The organism is Lutibacter sp. (genome assembly GCF_013041805.1).
Lineage (GTDB): Bacteria > Bacteroidota > Bacteroidia > Flavobacteriales > Flavobacteriaceae > Lutibacter.
In genome coordinates this window covers 61661-79422 of the sequence record NZ_JABDRI010000036.1, presented here as the reverse complement: position 1 = coordinate 79422, position 17762 = coordinate 61661, and the positions used below count along the sequence as shown (strand labels likewise).

The window sequence follows — 17762 nt, the reverse complement described above, 5'->3', positions numbered from 1 at the left end:
CAAATTACATTGTTTTATCCAAAATAATTTTTAAGAATACCTAGTGCATAATTACTAGCAATTGCATTTGCAAATTTTGGAAAATCAATATGAGCATTATCATTTGCTTTGTCTGAAATCACTCGAATTATTGAAAAAGGAATGTTATATTCATAACAAACTTGCGCAACTGCAGCACCTTCCATTTCTACACAAGCAGCCGTTGGAATTAATTTATTTAGTTTTTTGATTTTTTTAAGACTTGAAATAAACTGATCACCGCTTGCAATATCTCCAAACCATACTTTTGGTTTGGTAATTTCAAAAAGGTCAGCATCTGATTTTAAAATAAATTCGTTATAATCTTTTAAAAATTGTTCTGTAGCTTGGATAAGTTTTGGAGCATTATTGGTTCCTAAATATTTTTTTTTAAGAATTGGGATTTCTAATTTTTCATAAAACGGACTTGCATTTAAGTCGTGTTGATATAAATTTTTTCCTATAACAATATCACCTATATTTAATTCAGGTTGAATACCACCAGCAACACCTGTAAATAGTATTTCGCTTATATTAAAATCGTTAATTAACTGTGCGGTCGTTACTGAAGACGCCACCTTTCCCCATCGGGAAAATACTAAAATAACTTCTTTGTTATATAACGTACCCTTATAATAGGTTCGCATTCCTTTCTCAGTTGTTGAAACATGTTGAAGTTCAAGCAGTAATGCTTGAATTTCCTCTTGCATGGCACTAATAATTCCAATCATAGTATTTAATTAATTATTTTACCATCTTTCATTTCTAATTTTCGATCTGCCATGGCAGCCAATTCTTCATTGTGGGTTACAATAACAAATGTTTGATTAAATGTTTCTCTTAGTGTAAAAAACAATTCATGTAAATTTTTAGCTGAAGTTGTGTCGAGATTTCCGCTTGGTTCATCAGCGAAAATAACATCAGGATTGTTAATTAGTGATCTAGCAACGGCTACTCTTTGTTGTTCTCCACCAGAAAGTTCGTTTGGTTTGTGATGTATTCTTTCAGAAAGGCCTAAAAAGTCAAGTAGTTCTTTTGCTTTTTTTTCGGCTTCTTTTTTTGAAGTATTTCCAATAAATGCAGGAATACAAACATTTTCCAATGCTGTAAATTCAGGTAATAATTGATGAAATTGAAAAATGAAGCCTATATGTTGATTTCTAAAATTAGATAATGCTTTATCCTTTAATTTGAGTAAATCTGTATTATTAATGAAAAGACTTGTGTTTTTTTCAGTTGCGGGTTTATCTAGCGTTCCTAAAATTTGAAGGAGTGTTGTTTTACCTGCTCCAGACGGACCTACAACGGCAACTATTTCTCCTTTTTTAATAGTTAAGTTAACACCTTTTAGTACTTCTAACTCTCCGTAAAATTTATGAATATTTTTTGCTTCTATCATTGTATAAAATAATAGTGTGAAATTAAACAATTAAATTAGAATTACAACCAAGTTTTAAGTTTGTTATAATCTAAAAAGTAAATCATTTTTATTGAAAAAGTAGTTGAAACAGGCTCTTGGAATAGGTTGTTTAAATTATCTGTAAAACTGAGACTTGATTGTGTATCTTCATTAAAAATAGAGTTTCTATACAAAGCAATGAGTTGACTTCCAGGTGCAAATTCCCAGGTGTAATTTAAATCTAAATTCCAAACATTATAATTTACATCATGAATTTCATTATAAGTACTATTTGACAAAGTTCCATCAGTATTTAATTCAAAAAAAGTAGGATCGTAGGTCACTGGTGACCAATAGTGCCTGAATGAAAGCGCCAAAGAAGATTTTGTACTAAAGCTTAATTGACTTGATAAGCTATTTGTAATTGCTTTATAATTCCTATTTCCAAAAATAATTCTCCCGTCCTCTAAATCGGTTATATATCCTTTGTCATTCTCATAATTTCTAGATTCAAATCTGTAAACCATTTGAAATTTATCAGAAAATCGGTATCTTGGAGAAAAGAGAAATCCATAAAACTTATTATTGTCATTATATCTAGTTAAATAATAGAATCGCAAATCTAAAGCAAATTTATTTCTATAATCTGTGGAAAGCCATATGTTTGAATTCATTCTGGCATTTTCTTTAAAGTATCGATTTTCTAAACGAGGTTCATCAAAATCTTTTTGCGCTCCAATATTTGATTCGATTCTTGCTCCAAATGCAAATCTATTAACTGTCGTAAAACGAGCATTGAATTCAAAGTTATTTCTTGAATATGCATAAGGCTTATTTTGATAAGCTAAAAACCATTCAAAGGTGAACCTAATAGAATTAAAATTTTTGTAAGGTTCAAAAATTCTATAAGAAAATTCTCCAAAATAATTCGAAAAATTTGTACGACCTAAGAAACCTAAATCTCGAATGTCATAGCTATTATTAATAGCAGAGTAGCCAAAATCATATTGAAAATTACCAAAGGTTTTTGCAAATTTTAAGAAAGTTGAATATCCTGAAGTATTTTCACCATTTTCATAAACGTTACTTAATTTATAATTTCCAGATAAATTATATTCATTCTTTTTATCAAAGACATCAAAAATGAATGCAGAAACGTTGGCATCTCTTGGGCTTCCATTTCTAGTTACGTTGGTATTTACAAAAGTAACCGATGAACTTTTATTAAATTGTTGATCAACCACTAAAACACTATAATTCGCTAGTGGTTCTGTAACTTCTGTTCTTAGTTCATTAGTTTCAATATTTTTAATAGTTGCACTCGTTTTTTCAGTAATTGCATTAAAAACTCCAATACCTAAACCTTTGTTAGTTCTACCAGAAAGCTTCAACGCATTTAACATATTCACTTTTGAAGGATTATTTACAATTTCTTCATTGTCAAGCAGGTTTTCTTCAACGTCATCATAACCGACAGCTGTATTACCCACACGTCTTGAATAAAATAAATTTCCTTTTTCAAAAAGTTCTGTTCCTTCAGTAAAAAATGCGCGTTGCTCTGAGTATCGTTGTTCAAAGGGTCCTAGATTTAGTACCTGATTATCAAATGCAGCTTGTCCAAAATCTGGAATTAAAGTAGCGTCGAGTGTAAAGCTTTCACTAATTCCATATTTTAAATCCATTCCTAAACTTTTATTAAATTCTGAATCTTCTTCAAATGTTGTATAGGTAGAGGAAGCATATGGGAAAAAGTTTAAACGAACTGGGGGTGAAATATTAATAATATTTGTAAGTAGCCCGGCATATTGAGAAAATAATCCTATTTTTCTATCAATATAATTCCAAGAATACTCTTCATTCAAATTAAGAATTTTTCGGCTAAAATTAATTCCCCAAGGCTCATTGTTAGCATTCGAGAATCTTAATACATTATATGGTAGTTTTATCTCAACACTCCAGCTGTCTTCATTAACTTTTGCTGCACTTTTCCATACCGAATTCCAACTAAAATCTTGATCTCCATTGGTTGTTTTTGCATCAGCTTGAGCTCCTGTACTAGAAACAATAAACATGGTATCATTTTGACCATCATTATTCGGATTTATTGCCACTAAAAAAAAGTCAACATTTCCTATTTGATCTCTATTACTAAATTGCATTGGAATTTCTTTAGGGTTTGGATCATAGAGAATGGCCCCAATGTAAATTGCATCATCGTCATATGCTACTTTAACTATAGTTTTATAATTTTCTCTTTCATGGTCTCCATCACCAGGCTCTAGCATTACAAAATCATTTGCAATAGCTGCATTTTGCCAAAAGTTTTCATCTAAAATACCGTCGATAGTTGGTCTTTTGTCAATGCGAGATGCTTTTACAGATTTTTTAACTATTTGAGCATGTGTTTGTAAGAATATAAGTAGAAAAATTATAAAAAACTTTTTTTTCATATGGGATATTCTAGCGCATAAAAGTACAAGTTTAACTAGGTATAGCTTAAAAAAATATTCTTAAATAAATGTTAATAAATACTGCTAAAAAAAAACAATGTGACTTAGTGTAAAACTTTTTATAAAATCAAATACATATTTAATTAATGATTATTACATTTGTGGATATTTAATAAAACCGTTATTTCTAATGAATTTACACGAATATCAAGGAAAAGAATTGTTAAACAGTTTTGGCGTTAGAATACAACGTGGAATTGTTGCAGACAATCATAAAAAAGCAGTGGAAGCTGCAAAGCAATTAGCTACTGAAACCGGTACAGGTTGGTGGGTTGTTAAAGCACAAATTCACGCAGGTGGACGTGGAAAAGGAGGAGGAGTTAAACTAGCAAAAAGCTTGGCTGAAGTAGAGTCAATCTCCGAAAGCATTATTGGAATGATGCTTAAAACACCTCAAACTTCTGCAGAAGGTAAGAAAGTACATCAAGTTTTAGTTGCTGAAGATGTTTATTATCCAGGTGATAATGAGCCAGAAGAATATTATATGTCTGTTTTATTAAACAGAGCTACAGGCAAAAATATGATTATGTATTCTACCGAAGGAGGTATGGATATTGAAACAGTAGCTGATAAAACACCGCATTTAATTTTTACAGAAGAAATTGATCCATTAATTGGTTTACAACCTTTTCAAGCACGTAAAGTGGCTTTCAACCTAGGTTTGTCTGGTTTAGCACTTAAAGAAATGATAAAATTTGTATCGTCTTTATATACTGCTTTTGTAAAATCTGATGCTTCTTTGTTTGAAATTAATCCAGTTTTGAAAACATCTGATGATAAAATATTAGCTGTTGATTCTAAAGTGACTATTGATGATAATGCATTATACCGTCATAAAGATTTAGCAGAATTACGTGATTTACGTGAAGAAAATGACATTGAAGTTGAAGCTAATGCAGCTGGTTTAAATTATGTTGATTTAGATGGGAATGTTGGGTGTATGGTAAACGGAGCTGGTTTAGCAATGAGTACCATGGATTTAATTAAGCAATCTGGAGGTGAGCCTGCTAACTTTTTAGATGTTGGTGGTACTGCTGATGCTAAGCGTGTTGAAACTGCTTTTAGAATTATTTTAAAAGATCCTAATGTGAAGGCAATTTTGGTAAATATTTTTGGAGGGATTGTTCGTTGTGATAGAGTAGCGCAGGGAATTATTGATGCCTTTGTGAATATGGGTGATGCTATAAAAGTACCAATTATTGTTCGTTTACAAGGTACAAATGCTGTTGAAGCTAAAGAATTGATTGATGCTAGTGGATTAGATGTTATCTCTGCAATTGAATTTCAAGAAGCAGCTGATAAAGTAAAAGAAGTTTTAGCATAATTAATAGGTAACTTAATAAAAATAAAAAACCGGCATTAGCCGGTTTTTTATTTTTAAAACTTGATATTATTAAATATCTTCAAAATTTACATCAGTAAAGCTATCTGTACTTTTAGTTTCCTCGGTCGTTTCATTCATCTCAGAAGGTTTTTTAAAATCTTTTTGGTGACGCTCAGATATAACCTCTTCACCTTTTTCTTCCAAAATATAATCAGTTGCTGCTTTTAGCATCTCATTAAACTCAGCAAAATCTTCTTTGTATAAATAAATTTTGTGTTTTTTGTAGTGGAAAGATCCATCATCATGTGTGAATTTTTTACTTTCAGTTACTGTTAAATAATAATCATCTGCTTTTGTAGCTCTTACATCAAAAAAGTAAGTTCTTCTTCCTGCTCTCAGAACCTGTGAGAATATTTCCTCTTGCTCTAAATGTTCTTTATCCATAATTAACTCTCTATTTTTAATTAATCCTTTAATTAGATTTCTACACAAATCTATAAAAATATTTGACTTATTTCACTATTTTTAAATTTCTTTTTCTAAAAGTTGTTGTTCAAATAATTCTTTATAATAACCTTCAATATTCACAAGTTCACTGTGTGTGCCTTGTTGAATTATTTCACCATTTTCTAAAACTATAACAGTATCAGCATTTTTAATTGAAGAGATTCTATGACTTACAATAATAGTTGTTTTGTTTTTACTTATTTCATACAAGTTATTAAGAATTATTTCTTCCGTTTCTGTATCTACAGCCGATAGGCAATCATCAAAAATTAAAATTTTAGGTTCTTTAATAATAGCTCTAGCAATAGAAACACGCTGTTTTTGTCCACCTGAAAGAGTAACTCCTCTTTCGCCAACAAAAGTTTCGTACCCCTCATTGAAATCAATAATATTGTGATGAATGTATGCATCTTTCGCCGCTTTTTCTATAGTGCTATTTGATGCGTTTTCATCTCCAAATTTTATATTATTTTTTATTGTATCTGAAAATAAGAAGGCTTCTTGAGGAACAAATCCTATACTTTGACGAAGTGTATCTAAATTAAGTTGCTCAATTGGGGTATTATCTATCATTAGTTTTCCAGAATCAATATCATATAGACGGGCAATTAAATTAATAATTGTTGATTTTCCTGAACCAGTATTCCCTAAAATAGCAAGAGTTTTTCCTTTTTCTAGTTTAAAGCTTAGGTTTTTTAAGGCTGTAATATTTGTATCATCATAAGTAAATGATACATTTTTAAACTCAATGCTACCTTCAATTTTAGAAGAACTTAAATTATTATTTTTAATTTCGGGTTGGTGTTTTAAAAACTCATTGATACGTTTTTGAGATGCTTCGGCTTGTTGCACCATAGAAGTAACCCATCCAACTACTGCCACCGGCCAAGTTAGCATATTTACATACATAATAAATTGAGCAACAACACCTAAAGTTATAAAACCTCCAATGTAACGTAAACCACCAACATATATTACCAAAATATTACTTAAACCAATTAATAAAATCATTAAAGGAAAAAACAATGCATTAGCTTTAAATAAGTCAATATTTTTCTCTTTTGTTGTGTTTGTTAAGTTATTAAATTCAGTCATCACTTTTTCTTCAATTCCGTATGATTTTAAAATACTTATTCCAGAAAAAGTTTCTTGTGCTTGTGCAGTTAATTTTGACAAATATTGTTGAACAATGGTACTTCGCTTATTTATTATTTTACTTAAAAAATAAATGGAAGCAGATAAAAATGGCAGTGGAAGCAAGGTGTACATTGTTAACACCGTATCAATATTATACATTTTTATAATGGCAACAACAAAAAGTACTAACATATTCATTGTATACATAATAGCAGGACCAAAATACATACGTACTTTGCTAACATCCTCACTAATACGGTTCATTAAATCTCCTGTTTTATTTTTCTTGTAAAAATTTAAAGATAATCTTTGGTACTGTTGATAAATTTCATTTTTTAAATCAAATTCAATTAACCTCGACATTACAATAATTGTTTGTCTCATTAAAAAAGTAAAAAAACCTGAAAGTAAGGCAACTCCAATGATAAGAAGAATGTTCATTAGAAGTTCAGACTTTACATCGGCGATATCTGAAACTAATCCATTTTTATAATCTTCTGCTATATTTACTGATTCCTTCACTAGTTGAGGAATTTGTAATATTAAAACCTTTGATAAAACTGTTATTATCAACCCTATAATAAGTCGATATTTGTATTTTAAGAAATATTTATTTAAGTATTGTAATGCTTTCATAAAGAAGTTTAGGCACTCATATTTTAAAAACACGAATATACATCTTTAAAAATTTAATCGTAATATTTTAAGATAGAATTAACTTTGTTTAAAAATTAAAAAAGAGTATTTAGTTTCAAAAATAGTAGTATTTTTGCACAGTTAAAATTACAAAATTAGTTCAAAGTTCTTTAAATGATTAATAGAAGACATATTAGAGTTAAAGTAATGCAGTCTGTGTATGCATTGCTACAATCTAAAAGTGATAACCTAGATAAAGAAGAGAAATTTCTATATGCAAGTATTGATAAATTGTATGATTTATATGCATTAGTTCTTCGTTTACTTGTTGAAGTTAGAAATTTAGAAAAGAAGCAAATTGAAATTTCTCAAAAAAAACATTTAGCAACTGCTGAAGAGCTAAAACCTAATAGTAAATTTATTGATATTGAGATATTTAAACTGTTAAGTGAGAGTGTTTCATTATCTACGTATTTAGAGAAAAATAGTTTAAATTATTGGGATTTAGATAGTGAATATGTTCATGAAATATTAAAATTAACTAAAAAAAGTGAGTTGTATATTTCTTTTATGAAAGCTGAATCTTCATCATTTCAAGAAGAAAAAGAATTTGTTGTTGCCTTATTCAAGGAAATTATAGCTCCGAATGAAAAGTTAGCTGATTATTTTGAAGACAAAAGCATAAGTTGGGTAGATGATATTCCTTTTGTAAATACTTGGATTGTAAAAACTTTGAACCAAATAAAACCTAACAGAGCATTTCATTTAGGGAATTTATACAAGGATATAGATGACAAAAATTTTGTGGTAGACTTGTTTCGAAAAGTAGTTTTAAATCATACCGAGTATGAAGATGATATTAAGGATAAAACTCCTAATTGGGATTCGGACCGAATTGCAGACATTGACATGATTTTAATAAAAATGGCAATTTGTGAATTTTTAAAATTCCCATCGGTTCCAGCACGTGTAACTATCAATGAATATATTGAAATATCAAAAGATTACTCTACAGAAAAAAGTAGTTTCTTTATAAATGGAGTCTTAGATAAAATATTAAAAGATTTTACAGCTTCAAAAAGATTGAGTAAAATAGGTAGAGGATTATTATAATTTTATATTTTTACAAAATAAAAAACGTTTAAAAATGAAAAAAATCACTGTTATAATTATTACTGTTTTGAGTTTAGGTATTGTTTCTTGCAAAGATAATGCAGCATCAAAAATTAAGTCGACCAATTTAGAAATTGCTAAAGAAAGAGACGCTAAAATTAATTTAGGTTCTCCAATTGCTAAATTTGATAAAACTGAGTTTGAATTTGGAACGATTAAAGAAGGAGAAGTTATTGATGGAGTTTTTAGTATTACTAATGTTGGAAAAGTTGATTTATTAATTCTTGATGCGAAACCATCTTGCGGATGTACTGTTCCTTCTTGGCCAAAAGAACCTATTCAACCAGGTGCTACGGCTGAACTTAAATTTAAATTTAATTCTAGAGGTAAAGTGGGTAACAATAATAAATCTATTACACTTAAAACAAATACTGAAAAAGGTACAGAAGTTTTAAGAGTAAAGGGGATTGTTCTTGCAGAATCCAAGTAAGTTTTACTAAGACATTATAAAAACATAATTAAATTAAAATTACATATATGTATTCAACAATATTTTTACAATTTGATGGAGGCGCTTTATCTGGAATGCTACCATTTTTATTAATGTTTTTGGTTATTTATCTATTTATGATAAGGCCTCAAATGAAACGTCAAAAAAATGAGAAATTATTTCAAGCATCCATAGCTAAAGGAAATAAAGTAATTACAACTAGTGGTATTCACGGTAAAATATTAGACATAGTTGATAGTGATAATACCGTTATTCTTGAAACAGGTGCAGGTAAAATTAAATTTGAGCGTTCAGCTATTTCTATGGAAATGAGTAAAAAACTTCAGGCTCCTAAAGTTGTGAAATAAAAAGGTTGCCTATAGAATTAAAAAAGTGAGCTAATTAGCTCACTTTTTTTGTATATTTAAAGTTCAATTTTTAACAATGAAATTCGAGAAAAATCAAACAAACATTTCAATTAGCACTAAAAGAAAAGTAAAAGTTTTTGCATTTATTTTAGTACTTACTTCAATAATTTGGTTATTAATTGAACTTTCTAAAATATCAATAAGTACGGTAAAATTTAATGTAGTTTATACCAATCTACCAGCAAATAAATTGTTACAAAGTACACCAACTTCAAAAGTCAATGTGAGCTTAAAAGCGCCTGGGTTCATGCTATTAAGACATAAAATAAAAGCTCAAAAATTAGCTATAAACTTAAAAAACACTATTAAAAATGATTCCAAATATTATATAATACCTAATAATCAAATTGCATCTTTAAACGAGCAATTGAATAAAGAAACAGAAATTTTAAATATTATTGAGGATACTATTTTTTTTGATTTAGGAATTAATAAATCAAAAAAAGTACCTGTTAATCCATCACTAAATATAAAATATAAATTGGGGTACAATTTAATTGATATTATAAAAGTAACTCCAGATTCTGTGTTAGTTACTGGATCGGAGAAACTAATTGATTCTATTCAAGAAATAAGCACGTCAAGATTGGAGATTGAAGATGTTTTTGAAAATATAAATACAGAGTTAAGTTTAAAATTACCACCCAAAAACAAGTTTTTAAATGTTTCAACAACTCACGTAAAAGTAACGGCAACTGTGGATAAGTTTACAGAGGGTAAATTTAAAGTTCCGGTAAACATAATTAATAAGCCAGAGGATATTAGAATGAATACATTTCCAAGAGAAATTGAAGTTGTTTATCAAGTTGGTCTTACAAATTTTAACAAGATTAATGCAAATAGCTTTTTAATTGTATTTGATTATGATCAATATAGAAGAGACACATTAATTCAATACTTAACACCTATCATACAGCATAAAAGTGAATTTATATCTTCACTTAAGATTTATCCATCACAAATCGAATTCTTGATTCAAAAATGAAAATAATTGGCTTAACAGGAGGAATAGGTAGTGGTAAAACTACTGTTTTGAAGATGTTTCAAAAGCTTGGAGCTGAGGTGTATATTGCTGATATTGAGGCTAAAAAATTAATGAATTCGGATTTGGAATTAATTCAACAAATTCAGCAAATTTTCGGAGAGAACGCTTATGTTAATCAAACTTTAAATAGGCAATATATTGCTGAAGTTGTTTTTAATGATAAAGAAAAATTACTTCGTTTGAATAGGATAGTTCATCCAAAAGTTCGTGAGCATTTTAAAGAATTTATTCATAACTCAAAAGCTAAAATTGTACTTTATGAATCAGCAATATTATTTGAAAGTGGAAGTGACTCTTTGTGTAACTTTTTAATTACTGTAATTGCAAATTTAGATGATAGAATACAGCGTATTATGTTACGTGATAAAACTACTGAGAAACAAATCAAAAATAGAATAAAAAATCAACTAGCAGATGATTATAAAATAAAAAAGGCTCATTTTGTAGTAAACAATCAAACAGTAGAAGATACTAAATTACAAGTTGACACTATTTATGATTTAATTAAAACAGCTTCTTAAATTATAATATCTCTTAAAATAATGTTAAATTATTATATTTGTTGTTAACTTACGTTAAATTTTAACATAAATACTATGAAAGGTTTAATTTTGGACTAATGAGAAAAAGAATCTTTGTACTCATCATTATTTTAATGAGTATTGCCTTGATTGGTATTATTTCCGTTCAAGTATTTTGGATTAAAAATACGATAGAAATTACAGAAGAGCAATTTACCTCTAATGTGAAGTTTGCGTTGGCTAAAGTTTCTGAAGATATAAAGGAAAGAGAATTTGAAGAATTTTATGATGACATTTCTGAAAGAGTTGGAGCAGGAAATAAATTAAGTTATTCTGATATTAGTAAGTTTATTTATGAGAAAATAGACACTACTAATAACGAAAAATTTTCTTATTCGCAGAGTATTATTGAGGCAAATTATAAAGTGCCAACAGAGTTCTTTGAAAACGATTCGATAAATTTTAAAGAAATTTATAGTAAAGAAGAGATTGTAATAGAAAAAGAGAAAGTTTTAGATAATGATGGAGGTTTGGTTTCACCACCAAAAGAACAATATGTTAAAATTAGTAGAATTGATAAAGCTGAAAAAGCTAAATTAGAACCTGCATTTGACGCTACAAGATCTGGGCTGCCTATTCATAAAAGAGTTAGTAATCAAGAAATTACGTTTAGGTTAAGTAATGAATTAGCAGTAAGGGGTGTTACTACCGATTTTAAATATGGAATCTATAGCAACGGATTAGCAACACAGGTAAAATCTGGGTATTTTAGAAAAGAGGCTGGTAAAAGTTATAAAGTACCAATGTTTGCAGATGCTAATGGAAATAGTAATTTTCAATTATTTGTTACTTTTCCTGAAAAGAAAAATTTTATTTTAAGTTCGATTTCTAAAATTCTAATGCTGTCTGCATTTTTCGTGTTAATTATAATTTTGGCATTTGTTAGTGCGCTATATCAGTTAGTTAGACAAAAACAAATTTCAGAAATAAAGACAGATTTTATAAATAATATGACGCATGAATTTAAAACACCTATTGCAACTATTAATTTAGCATTAGATGCTATTAAAAATCCTAAGATAATTAATGATAGTGATAAGGTTTTAAGATATGTTAAAATGATTCGTGATGAAAATAAACGAATGCACGCGCAAGTTGAAAATGTATTACGAATTTCGAAATTAGAGAAAAATCAGCTGGATGTAAATAGAGAGGCATTGGATGTTCACGAAAGTATTGAAGAGGCAATTACACATGTTGAGTTATTAGTAAAAGATAAAGGAGGTTATATTAATGTTCATTTGAAAGCCAGTTTATCAGAAATATTGGCGAATCATTTCCATTTTACAAATGTTATCGTAAACATGTTAGACAATGCTATTAAATATTCAGATGAAGCGCCTAAAATTGACATTATGACTGAAAATAGTGATAAATTTATTTTGATAAAAGTAAAAGATAAAGGGATTGGAATGAGCAAAAGTGTTCAGAAAAATATCTTTAAAAAGTTTTATAGAGAAGAAACAGGAAATATTCACAATGTGAAAGGGCACGGTTTAGGTCTTTCATACGTTAAAAAAATAATAGAAATTCACCAAGGAGAGGTTTTTGTTGAGAGTTCAAAAGGAATAGGAAGTACTTTTACAATAAAATTACCCTTGATTTAAATACAAGAAATATGCAAAACAACAAAATTTTACTAGTAGAAGATGATCCAAATTTTGGAACCGTTTTAAAAGATTATTTATTAATAAATGAATATGACGTAACCTTAGCCAAAGATGGTTTGGAAGGATTAATTATGTTTAAAAATGATGATTTTGATTTATGTATTTTAGATGTAATGATGCCTAGAAAAGACGGCTTTTCATTAGCAAAAGATATACGGGCTTCAGACGCAGAAGTACCCATTATATTTTTGACTGCAAAGACAATGAAAGAAGATGTTTTAAAAGGTTATCAAGCGGGTGCAGATGATTATTTAAACAAACCATTTGATTCGGAGGTCTTACTTTACAAAATAAAAGCTATTCTACAGCGTAAAGAAAGTGAACAGACTACTGAGGAGGAAACTTTTGAGTTTAATATTGGTCAATTTAGTTTCAATTCTAAATTACGCCACTTAGCTTTTAAAGGTGAAGAAGCTCAAAAATTATCTCCAAAAGAAAGTAAATTGTTAAAAATGTTAGCAACTTATAAAAATGATTTAATGCCTCGTGAATTAGCACTAACAAAAATTTGGAGAGATGATAATTATTTTACATCACGTAGTATGGATGTTTATATTGCAAAACTTCGGAAGTATTTAAAGAAAGATGAAAATGTAGAAATTTTAAATATTCATGGTGAAGGATTTAGATTGTTAGAAAAATAACTAAAGACTATATAAAACCTGCTTTTAGCAGGTTTTTTTTATGTTTTAAAAGAGTATATTTGTTTAAACTTTTGATATGGCAATAGGAATTAAAATATATGAAGAAAACCCAAATGAGCGAGAAATTGAAAAGGTAATCGCAGTTTTAAAAAAGGGAGGATTAATTATTTACCCAACAGATACTGTCTATGGTATTGGTTGCGATATTACCAATACCAAAGCAATGGAAAAAGTTGCAAAAATTAAAGGAATTAAACTTGAAAAGTCTAATTTTTCTTTTATTTGTTATGATTTGAGTAACCTATCGGATTATGTAAAACAAATTGATACCGCTACCTATAAAATTCTTAAAAAGGCCTTGCCTGGGCCTTATACTTTTATATTGCCTGGAAATAACAATTTACCTAAGGTATTTAAAAAGAAAAATACGGTTGGTATTCGAATACCAAATAATAATATTATCAGAGAATTAGTTAAACGATTGGGAAACCCAATTGTATCAACATCAATTTATGATGAAGATGACTTGTTAGAATATACCACCGATCCAGAATTGATTTTTGAAAAGTGGCAACATAAAGTTGATCTTATTATTGATGGTGGTTTTGGAGGGAATATCCCTTCAACAGTAATTGACTTGTCTGATGATGAAATCACAATCTTAAGGGAAGGAAAAGGAAGTATAGATTTTTTATAAATCTCTAAAAGTCTTTTTACCTAAAACAAAATAGCTCCAAACAATACTTTTTCTCGTGTAGTAATTATTATTTTGGGTATAACTTTTTCTTTTTTTTAGCATAGTAGGTAAGTAGTAATAAAAACTAATATGAGCCTTAACTATGGCTAAAGTATGTTTTGGGCGTAATTCAACTATAAATTTTACAGCAGCTATTCCATCTAAAACCAGACGAGAAAAAATAATGGGAATTAATTTATTTGTTGGTAAATTTTTAACTAGAGTAAATAAGCTATTTCTGAAATTTAAGAATGTTTTTCTCGGACTAGCCTCCTTTAATGTTGCTCCACCAATATGAAATACTGTCGAAGTACCGACGTATTTAATATTTTTTTGAAGGTTTTTTGTTCTCCAACATAAATCTATTTCCTCTTGATGTGCAAAATAGTTTTCATCAAAACCATTTAATTGATTAAAAATAGATGCTCGAATAAAAAAGCAAGCTCCAGATGCCCAAAAAATTTCAGTAATATCATTATATTGAAGTTTATCAGTTTCTAAATTGTTAAAAATACGACCTCTACAATATGGGTATCCAAATTTATCTATAAACCCTCCAGCAGCACCAGCGTATTCAAATTTGGATTTGTCTTTGTAATCTAAAATTTTAGGCTGAATAATGGCTGTTTCAGGCTCGTTTTCAAATATTGAAATTATTGTATTTAACCAACCATCAGTTACTTCAATATCGGAATTTACTAAGGCATAAATATCAGCAGATACGTGCTTCAAGGCATCATTATAACCTTTGGCATAGCCTCCATTTTTGGCATTCTTTACTATAGTTATTTGAGGAAAATTTTTTTCAATAAAAGCTACTGAATCATCGGTTGAATTATTATCTGCGAGTACAATTTCAACGGTACTTAACTTACTATATTTTACTATTGAAGGAATAAATTTTTCTAATAATTTTTCCCCATTCCAATTTAATATGACAATGGCTATTTTCACTTGTGCAAACTTACTTTAAAAATGATAGAATTAAAATTAAAGTCTTCATTATTATGGTTTGTAGTTTGGTATAGTTTCTAAAAATAGATAGGCTTCATTTTCAACATCCATTTTACAATTAAAATGTTCTAGACCATTACTAACTATTAAATAGTTTGCATTCAATTTTAAATTGTAACGTGCAATTTGGTCAAATGTATTTTGAGATATTTTTATGGTGGGCGATTTGCACTCAACAATAATGTGTGGTAAACCGTCTGTATTAAAAACCAAAATATCAGTGCGTTTTGTTAATTTGTTAATAGTGAGTTGTTTTTCCACAGCAATTAATGAAATTGGATATTTTTTCTCTTCTATCAAATAATGGATTAGATGTTGACGAACCCATTCTTCAGGAGTTAGAACTACATATTTTTTTCGAACAATATCAAAAATTTCATACTTATTTTTGGTACTTTTGATTCTGAATTTATATGTTGGTAAATTCAATGCATACATATAGCAAAAATGCTAATTTTTTTTAATAAATGAGTGACGTTACTAAAATAGTTTCTGATATTAAAAACGGAAATATTAAACCTATTTATTTTTTAATGGGTGAAGAGCCTTACTATATTGATAAAATCTCTGAATTTATTCAGGACAATATACTCTCTGAAGAAGAAAAAGGTTTTAATCAAATGGTTTTGTATGGCAGAGATGTTGCTATTGAAGAAATTTCTGACCATGCAAAGCGTTTTCCAATGATGGCAGAACGGCAGGTGGTTATTGTTAAAGAAGCACAAGATTTATCAAGGAGTATTGAAAAGTTAGTTTCGTATGTAGATAACCCTCAGCCTTCAACAGTTTTAGTTATTTGTTATAAGTATAAGACTATTGATAGGCGTAAAAAGTTGTATAAAGCCATTCAAAAAAATGGTTTAATCTATGAAAGTAAAAAGCTATATGAAAATCAGGTTGCAGAATGGATTCGCCGTGTTTTATCTGGTAAAAACTATAAAATAGATACCAAGGCATCTTTAATGTTAGTTGAATTTTTAGGAAACGATTTAAGCAAAATAAATAACGAGCTTGATAAATTAATGCTAATTTTACCTTTGAATTCTACAATTACACCAAAGGATATTGAAGAGAATATTGGGATAAGTAAAGATTATAATAATTTTGAATTACGGAAAGCAATTGGGGAGCGTAATGTATTTAAAGTTAATAGTATTATTAATTATTTTGCCCAAAACCCAAAGGCAAACCCAATGGTAATGACCATTTCGTTGTTAAATAGTTTTTTTACACAATTACTTATTTTTCATAGTTTAAAAGATACCTCTAAAAATAATGTAGCCAGAGCTTTAAAAGTAAATCCTTATTTTGTTTCAGATTATAGTACAGCAGCTAAAAATTACCCGATGAGAAAAGTTTCTCAAGTAATTGCTTTATTGCGTGAAGCAGATGTTAAAAGCAAGGGTGTTGGTGCAAATGCTTTGTCTAGTAGAGATTTATTAAAAGAATTAATGTTTAAAATTATTCATTAGTTTATTTTTTATCCACCTTAATTCTATCTTCTCTATTCGCAATTTCCCACGCAGTATAAAAAATAAGTTGAGTGCGTTTTGTAAGTACGTCATAATTAATTTTATCTGGAGTATCTGAAGGTTTATGGTAATCTTCATGTGTTCCATTGAAATAAAAAATGATTGGAATATTATTTTTAGCGAAGTTATAATGATCTGATCTATAGTAATAGCGGTTAGGGTCATCTTCATTATTATAGGTATAATCCAACTCTAATTGAGTAAATTTTTCATTTATTTCTTCCGAGAGTTTATGTAATTCTGTGCTCAACTTGTCTGAACCAATTAAATAAACAAAATTAGGATTCTCTTGATGTAAATCATCCACGCGTCCAATCATATCTATATTCAAATTGGCGATGGTGTTTTCTAAAGGAAAAATTGGAAAATTTGTATAATACTTAGAACCTAATAAACCTTTTTCCTCGCCTGTAACATGCAAAAACAAGATAGACCTTTTTGGCCCGTTACCCTCTAAAACGGCTTTTTGAAAGGCTTCAGCAATTTCTAATATGGCAACATTTCCTGAGCCATCATCATCCGCTCCATAATAAATTTTACCGTCATACATTCCAAGATGGTCGTAATGTGCTGAAATAACAACAATTTCATCTGGTTTTTCACTTCCTTCTATAAATGCAACAACGTTTTCTGAAGGATTTAATTTAGGTCTTAAATGCTCGGTTGGTATAGATTGAAAATAATCACTTCCACCATAAGGTGAAGCTATTTTATGTTGAATATAGAAGTTTTTTAAATAATCTGCTGCTTTTTTTTGTCCGAGTTTACCTGTTTCTCTTCCTTGAAATTCGTCAGAAGCAAGCCTATATAAGAGTTTGCTTAAGTCAGATTTTGTAATGGTATTAGCATACTCTGTAGCTGTTTCGCTTCCAGTCGTTAAAGAATCTAATTGGCTGTTGATTGTTTTACTTCCACAACTTTGGAGTGAAATAATAAAAATTAGTAAGTATAAATTTCTCATTTGAAAATGATTTTAGC

Annotated in this window: 18 protein-coding genes; 10 read left to right on the top strand and 8 right to left on the bottom strand. The window is 28.8% G+C overall.

The window, feature by feature from the left end; translation table 11 throughout:
- Positions 1 to 14: 14 nt before the first annotated feature.
- Genes HKP59_RS05450 through HKP59_RS05440 form a run of 3 tightly spaced genes read right to left on the bottom strand, consistent with a single transcriptional unit; the run spans position 15 to position 3867 of the window.
- Complete coding sequence (locus HKP59_RS05450) at positions 15 to 749, bottom strand: 5'-methylthioadenosine/adenosylhomocysteine nucleosidase (protein ID WP_291804309.1); 735 nt, start codon at positions 747 to 749, stop codon at positions 15 to 17.
- Positions 750 to 754: 5 nt separating this feature from the next.
- Entirely contained in the window at positions 755 to 1417 is a 663-nt protein-coding gene (locus HKP59_RS05445; protein ID WP_291804307.1) for an ABC transporter ATP-binding protein, read from the bottom strand.
- Positions 1418 to 1458: 41 nt separating this feature from the next.
- Entirely contained in the window at positions 1459 to 3867 is a 2409-nt protein-coding gene (locus HKP59_RS05440; RefSeq protein WP_291804305.1) for a DUF5916 domain-containing protein, read from the bottom strand.
- Positions 3868 to 4057: 190 nt separating this feature from the next.
- On the opposite strand from HKP59_RS05440, the gene sucC reads away from it, so the two are divergent.
- Positions 4058 to 5251 (top strand): ADP-forming succinate--CoA ligase subunit beta, encoded by a 1194-nt coding sequence (gene sucC, locus HKP59_RS05435; RefSeq protein ID WP_291804304.1) that lies wholly within the window; start codon positions 4058 to 4060, stop codon positions 5249 to 5251.
- Between the two features lie 69 nt (positions 5252 to 5320).
- Here the strand turns inward: sucC and HKP59_RS05430 are convergent, their stop codons facing one another.
- Positions 5321 to 5695 carry a PUR family DNA/RNA-binding protein gene (locus tag HKP59_RS05430; RefSeq protein ID WP_291804302.1) on the bottom strand — a complete coding sequence of 125 codons (375 nt, stop codon included), beginning with the start codon at positions 5693 to 5695 and terminating at the stop codon, positions 5321 to 5323.
- A gap of 81 nt (positions 5696 to 5776) precedes the next feature.
- Entirely contained in the window at positions 5777 to 7531 is a 1755-nt protein-coding gene (locus tag HKP59_RS05425; RefSeq protein WP_291804300.1) for an ABC transporter ATP-binding protein, read from the bottom strand.
- 174 nt (positions 7532 to 7705) lie between these two features.
- On the opposite strand from HKP59_RS05425, the gene nusB reads away from it, so the two are divergent.
- The 8 genes from nusB (at position 7706) to HKP59_RS05385 (ending at position 14199) form a co-directional block, all read left to right on the top strand.
- The gene (gene nusB / locus HKP59_RS05420) at positions 7706 to 8644 is read left to right on the top strand and encodes a transcription antitermination factor NusB (RefSeq protein ID WP_291804298.1); all 939 of its coding nucleotides are present in this window, start codon (positions 7706 to 7708) and stop codon (positions 8642 to 8644) included.
- A 34-nt stretch (positions 8645 to 8678) separates the two neighbouring features.
- Positions 8679 to 9134 (top strand): DUF1573 domain-containing protein, encoded by a 456-nt coding sequence (locus HKP59_RS05415; protein WP_291804296.1) that lies wholly within the window; start codon positions 8679 to 8681, stop codon positions 9132 to 9134.
- A 47-nt stretch (positions 9135 to 9181) separates the two neighbouring features.
- Positions 9182 to 9502 carry a preprotein translocase subunit YajC gene (gene yajC, locus HKP59_RS05410; RefSeq protein ID WP_291804293.1) on the top strand — a complete coding sequence of 107 codons (321 nt, stop codon included), beginning with the start codon at positions 9182 to 9184 and terminating at the stop codon, positions 9500 to 9502.
- 76 nt (positions 9503 to 9578) lie between these two features.
- Positions 9579 to 10547 carry a YbbR-like domain-containing protein gene (locus HKP59_RS05405; protein WP_291804291.1) on the top strand — a complete coding sequence of 323 codons (969 nt, stop codon included), beginning with the start codon at positions 9579 to 9581 and terminating at the stop codon, positions 10545 to 10547.
- Positions 10544 to 11128: a dephospho-CoA kinase gene (gene coaE / locus HKP59_RS05400; protein WP_291804289.1), complete on the top strand. Its 585-nt coding sequence runs from the start codon at positions 10544 to 10546 to the stop codon at positions 11126 to 11128. The genes HKP59_RS05405 and coaE overlap by 4 nt, the downstream gene beginning before the upstream one ends.
- Positions 11129 to 11226: 98 nt before the next feature.
- Entirely contained in the window at positions 11227 to 12795 is a 1569-nt protein-coding gene (locus HKP59_RS05395; protein ID WP_291804288.1) for a HAMP domain-containing sensor histidine kinase, read from the top strand.
- A gap of 11 nt (positions 12796 to 12806) precedes the next feature.
- Positions 12807 to 13502 carry a response regulator transcription factor gene (locus HKP59_RS05390; protein ID WP_291804286.1) on the top strand — a complete coding sequence of 232 codons (696 nt, stop codon included), beginning with the start codon at positions 12807 to 12809 and terminating at the stop codon, positions 13500 to 13502.
- A 76-nt stretch (positions 13503 to 13578) separates the two neighbouring features.
- Positions 13579 to 14199 (top strand): L-threonylcarbamoyladenylate synthase, encoded by a 621-nt coding sequence (locus HKP59_RS05385; RefSeq protein WP_291804284.1) that lies wholly within the window; start codon positions 13579 to 13581, stop codon positions 14197 to 14199.
- Here the strand turns inward: HKP59_RS05385 and HKP59_RS05380 are convergent.
- Together HKP59_RS05380 and HKP59_RS05375 are read right to left on the bottom strand one after the other, a co-directional pair.
- The gene (locus HKP59_RS05380; RefSeq protein ID WP_291804281.1) at positions 14194 to 15192 is read right to left on the bottom strand and encodes a glycosyltransferase family 2 protein; all 999 of its coding nucleotides are present in this window, start codon (positions 15190 to 15192) and stop codon (positions 14194 to 14196) included. The two genes, HKP59_RS05385 and HKP59_RS05380, sit on opposite strands and share 6 nt — an antisense overlap.
- A gap of 51 nt (positions 15193 to 15243) precedes the next feature.
- Entirely contained in the window at positions 15244 to 15690 is a 447-nt protein-coding gene (locus tag HKP59_RS05375) for a type I restriction enzyme HsdR N-terminal domain-containing protein (protein WP_291804279.1), read from the bottom strand.
- A gap of 29 nt (positions 15691 to 15719) precedes the next feature.
- Here HKP59_RS05375 and holA point away from each other — a divergent pair, with 29 nt between their 5' ends.
- Positions 15720 to 16724, top strand: a complete 1005-nt coding sequence (gene holA, locus HKP59_RS05370; protein ID WP_291804276.1) for a DNA polymerase III subunit delta — start codon at positions 15720 to 15722, stop codon at positions 16722 to 16724.
- Between the two features lies 1 nt (position 16725).
- Here holA and HKP59_RS05365 read toward each other — a convergent pair whose 3' ends face one another.
- Complete coding sequence (locus tag HKP59_RS05365) at positions 16726 to 17745, bottom strand: M28 family metallopeptidase (protein ID WP_291804274.1); 1020 nt, start codon at positions 17743 to 17745, stop codon at positions 16726 to 16728.
- Positions 17746 to 17762: the final 17 nt, after the last annotated feature.

Excerpts from the sequence above, each read along its gene's own strand:
- HKP59_RS05450 (WP_291804309.1), bottom strand. The coding sequence starts at position 749 with ATGATTGGAATTATTAGTGCCATGCAAGAGGAAATTCAAGCATTACTG.
- HKP59_RS05445 (WP_291804307.1), bottom strand. The coding sequence starts at position 1,417 with ATGATAGAAGCAAAAAATATTCATAAATTTTACGGAGAGTTAGAAGTA.
- HKP59_RS05440 (WP_291804305.1), bottom strand. The coding sequence starts at position 3,867 with ATGAAAAAAAAGTTTTTTATAATTTTTCTACTTATATTCTTACAAACA.
- sucC (WP_291804304.1), top strand. The coding sequence starts at position 4,058 with ATGAATTTACACGAATATCAAGGAAAAGAATTGTTAAACAGTTTTGGC.
- HKP59_RS05430 (WP_291804302.1), bottom strand. The coding sequence starts at position 5,695 with ATGGATAAAGAACATTTAGAGCAAGAGGAAATATTCTCACAGGTTCTG.
- HKP59_RS05425 (WP_291804300.1), bottom strand. The coding sequence starts at position 7,531 with ATGAAAGCATTACAATACTTAAATAAATATTTCTTAAAATACAAATAT.
- nusB (WP_291804298.1), top strand. The coding sequence starts at position 7,706 with ATGATTAATAGAAGACATATTAGAGTTAAAGTAATGCAGTCTGTGTAT.
- HKP59_RS05415 (WP_291804296.1), top strand. The coding sequence starts at position 8,679 with ATGAAAAAAATCACTGTTATAATTATTACTGTTTTGAGTTTAGGTATT.
- yajC (WP_291804293.1), top strand. The coding sequence starts at position 9,182 with ATGTATTCAACAATATTTTTACAATTTGATGGAGGCGCTTTATCTGGA.
- HKP59_RS05405 (WP_291804291.1), top strand. The coding sequence starts at position 9,579 with ATGAAATTCGAGAAAAATCAAACAAACATTTCAATTAGCACTAAAAGA.
- coaE (WP_291804289.1), top strand. The coding sequence starts at position 10,544 with ATGAAAATAATTGGCTTAACAGGAGGAATAGGTAGTGGTAAAACTACT.
- HKP59_RS05395 (WP_291804288.1), top strand. The coding sequence starts at position 11,227 with ATGAGAAAAAGAATCTTTGTACTCATCATTATTTTAATGAGTATTGCC.
- HKP59_RS05390 (WP_291804286.1), top strand. The coding sequence starts at position 12,807 with ATGCAAAACAACAAAATTTTACTAGTAGAAGATGATCCAAATTTTGGA.
- HKP59_RS05385 (WP_291804284.1), top strand. The coding sequence starts at position 13,579 with ATGGCAATAGGAATTAAAATATATGAAGAAAACCCAAATGAGCGAGAA.
- HKP59_RS05375 (WP_291804279.1), bottom strand. The coding sequence starts at position 15,690 with ATGTATGCATTGAATTTACCAACATATAAATTCAGAATCAAAAGTACC.
- holA (WP_291804276.1), top strand. The coding sequence starts at position 15,720 with ATGAGTGACGTTACTAAAATAGTTTCTGATATTAAAAACGGAAATATT.
- HKP59_RS05365 (WP_291804274.1), bottom strand. The coding sequence starts at position 17,745 with ATGAGAAATTTATACTTACTAATTTTTATTATTTCACTCCAAAGTTGT.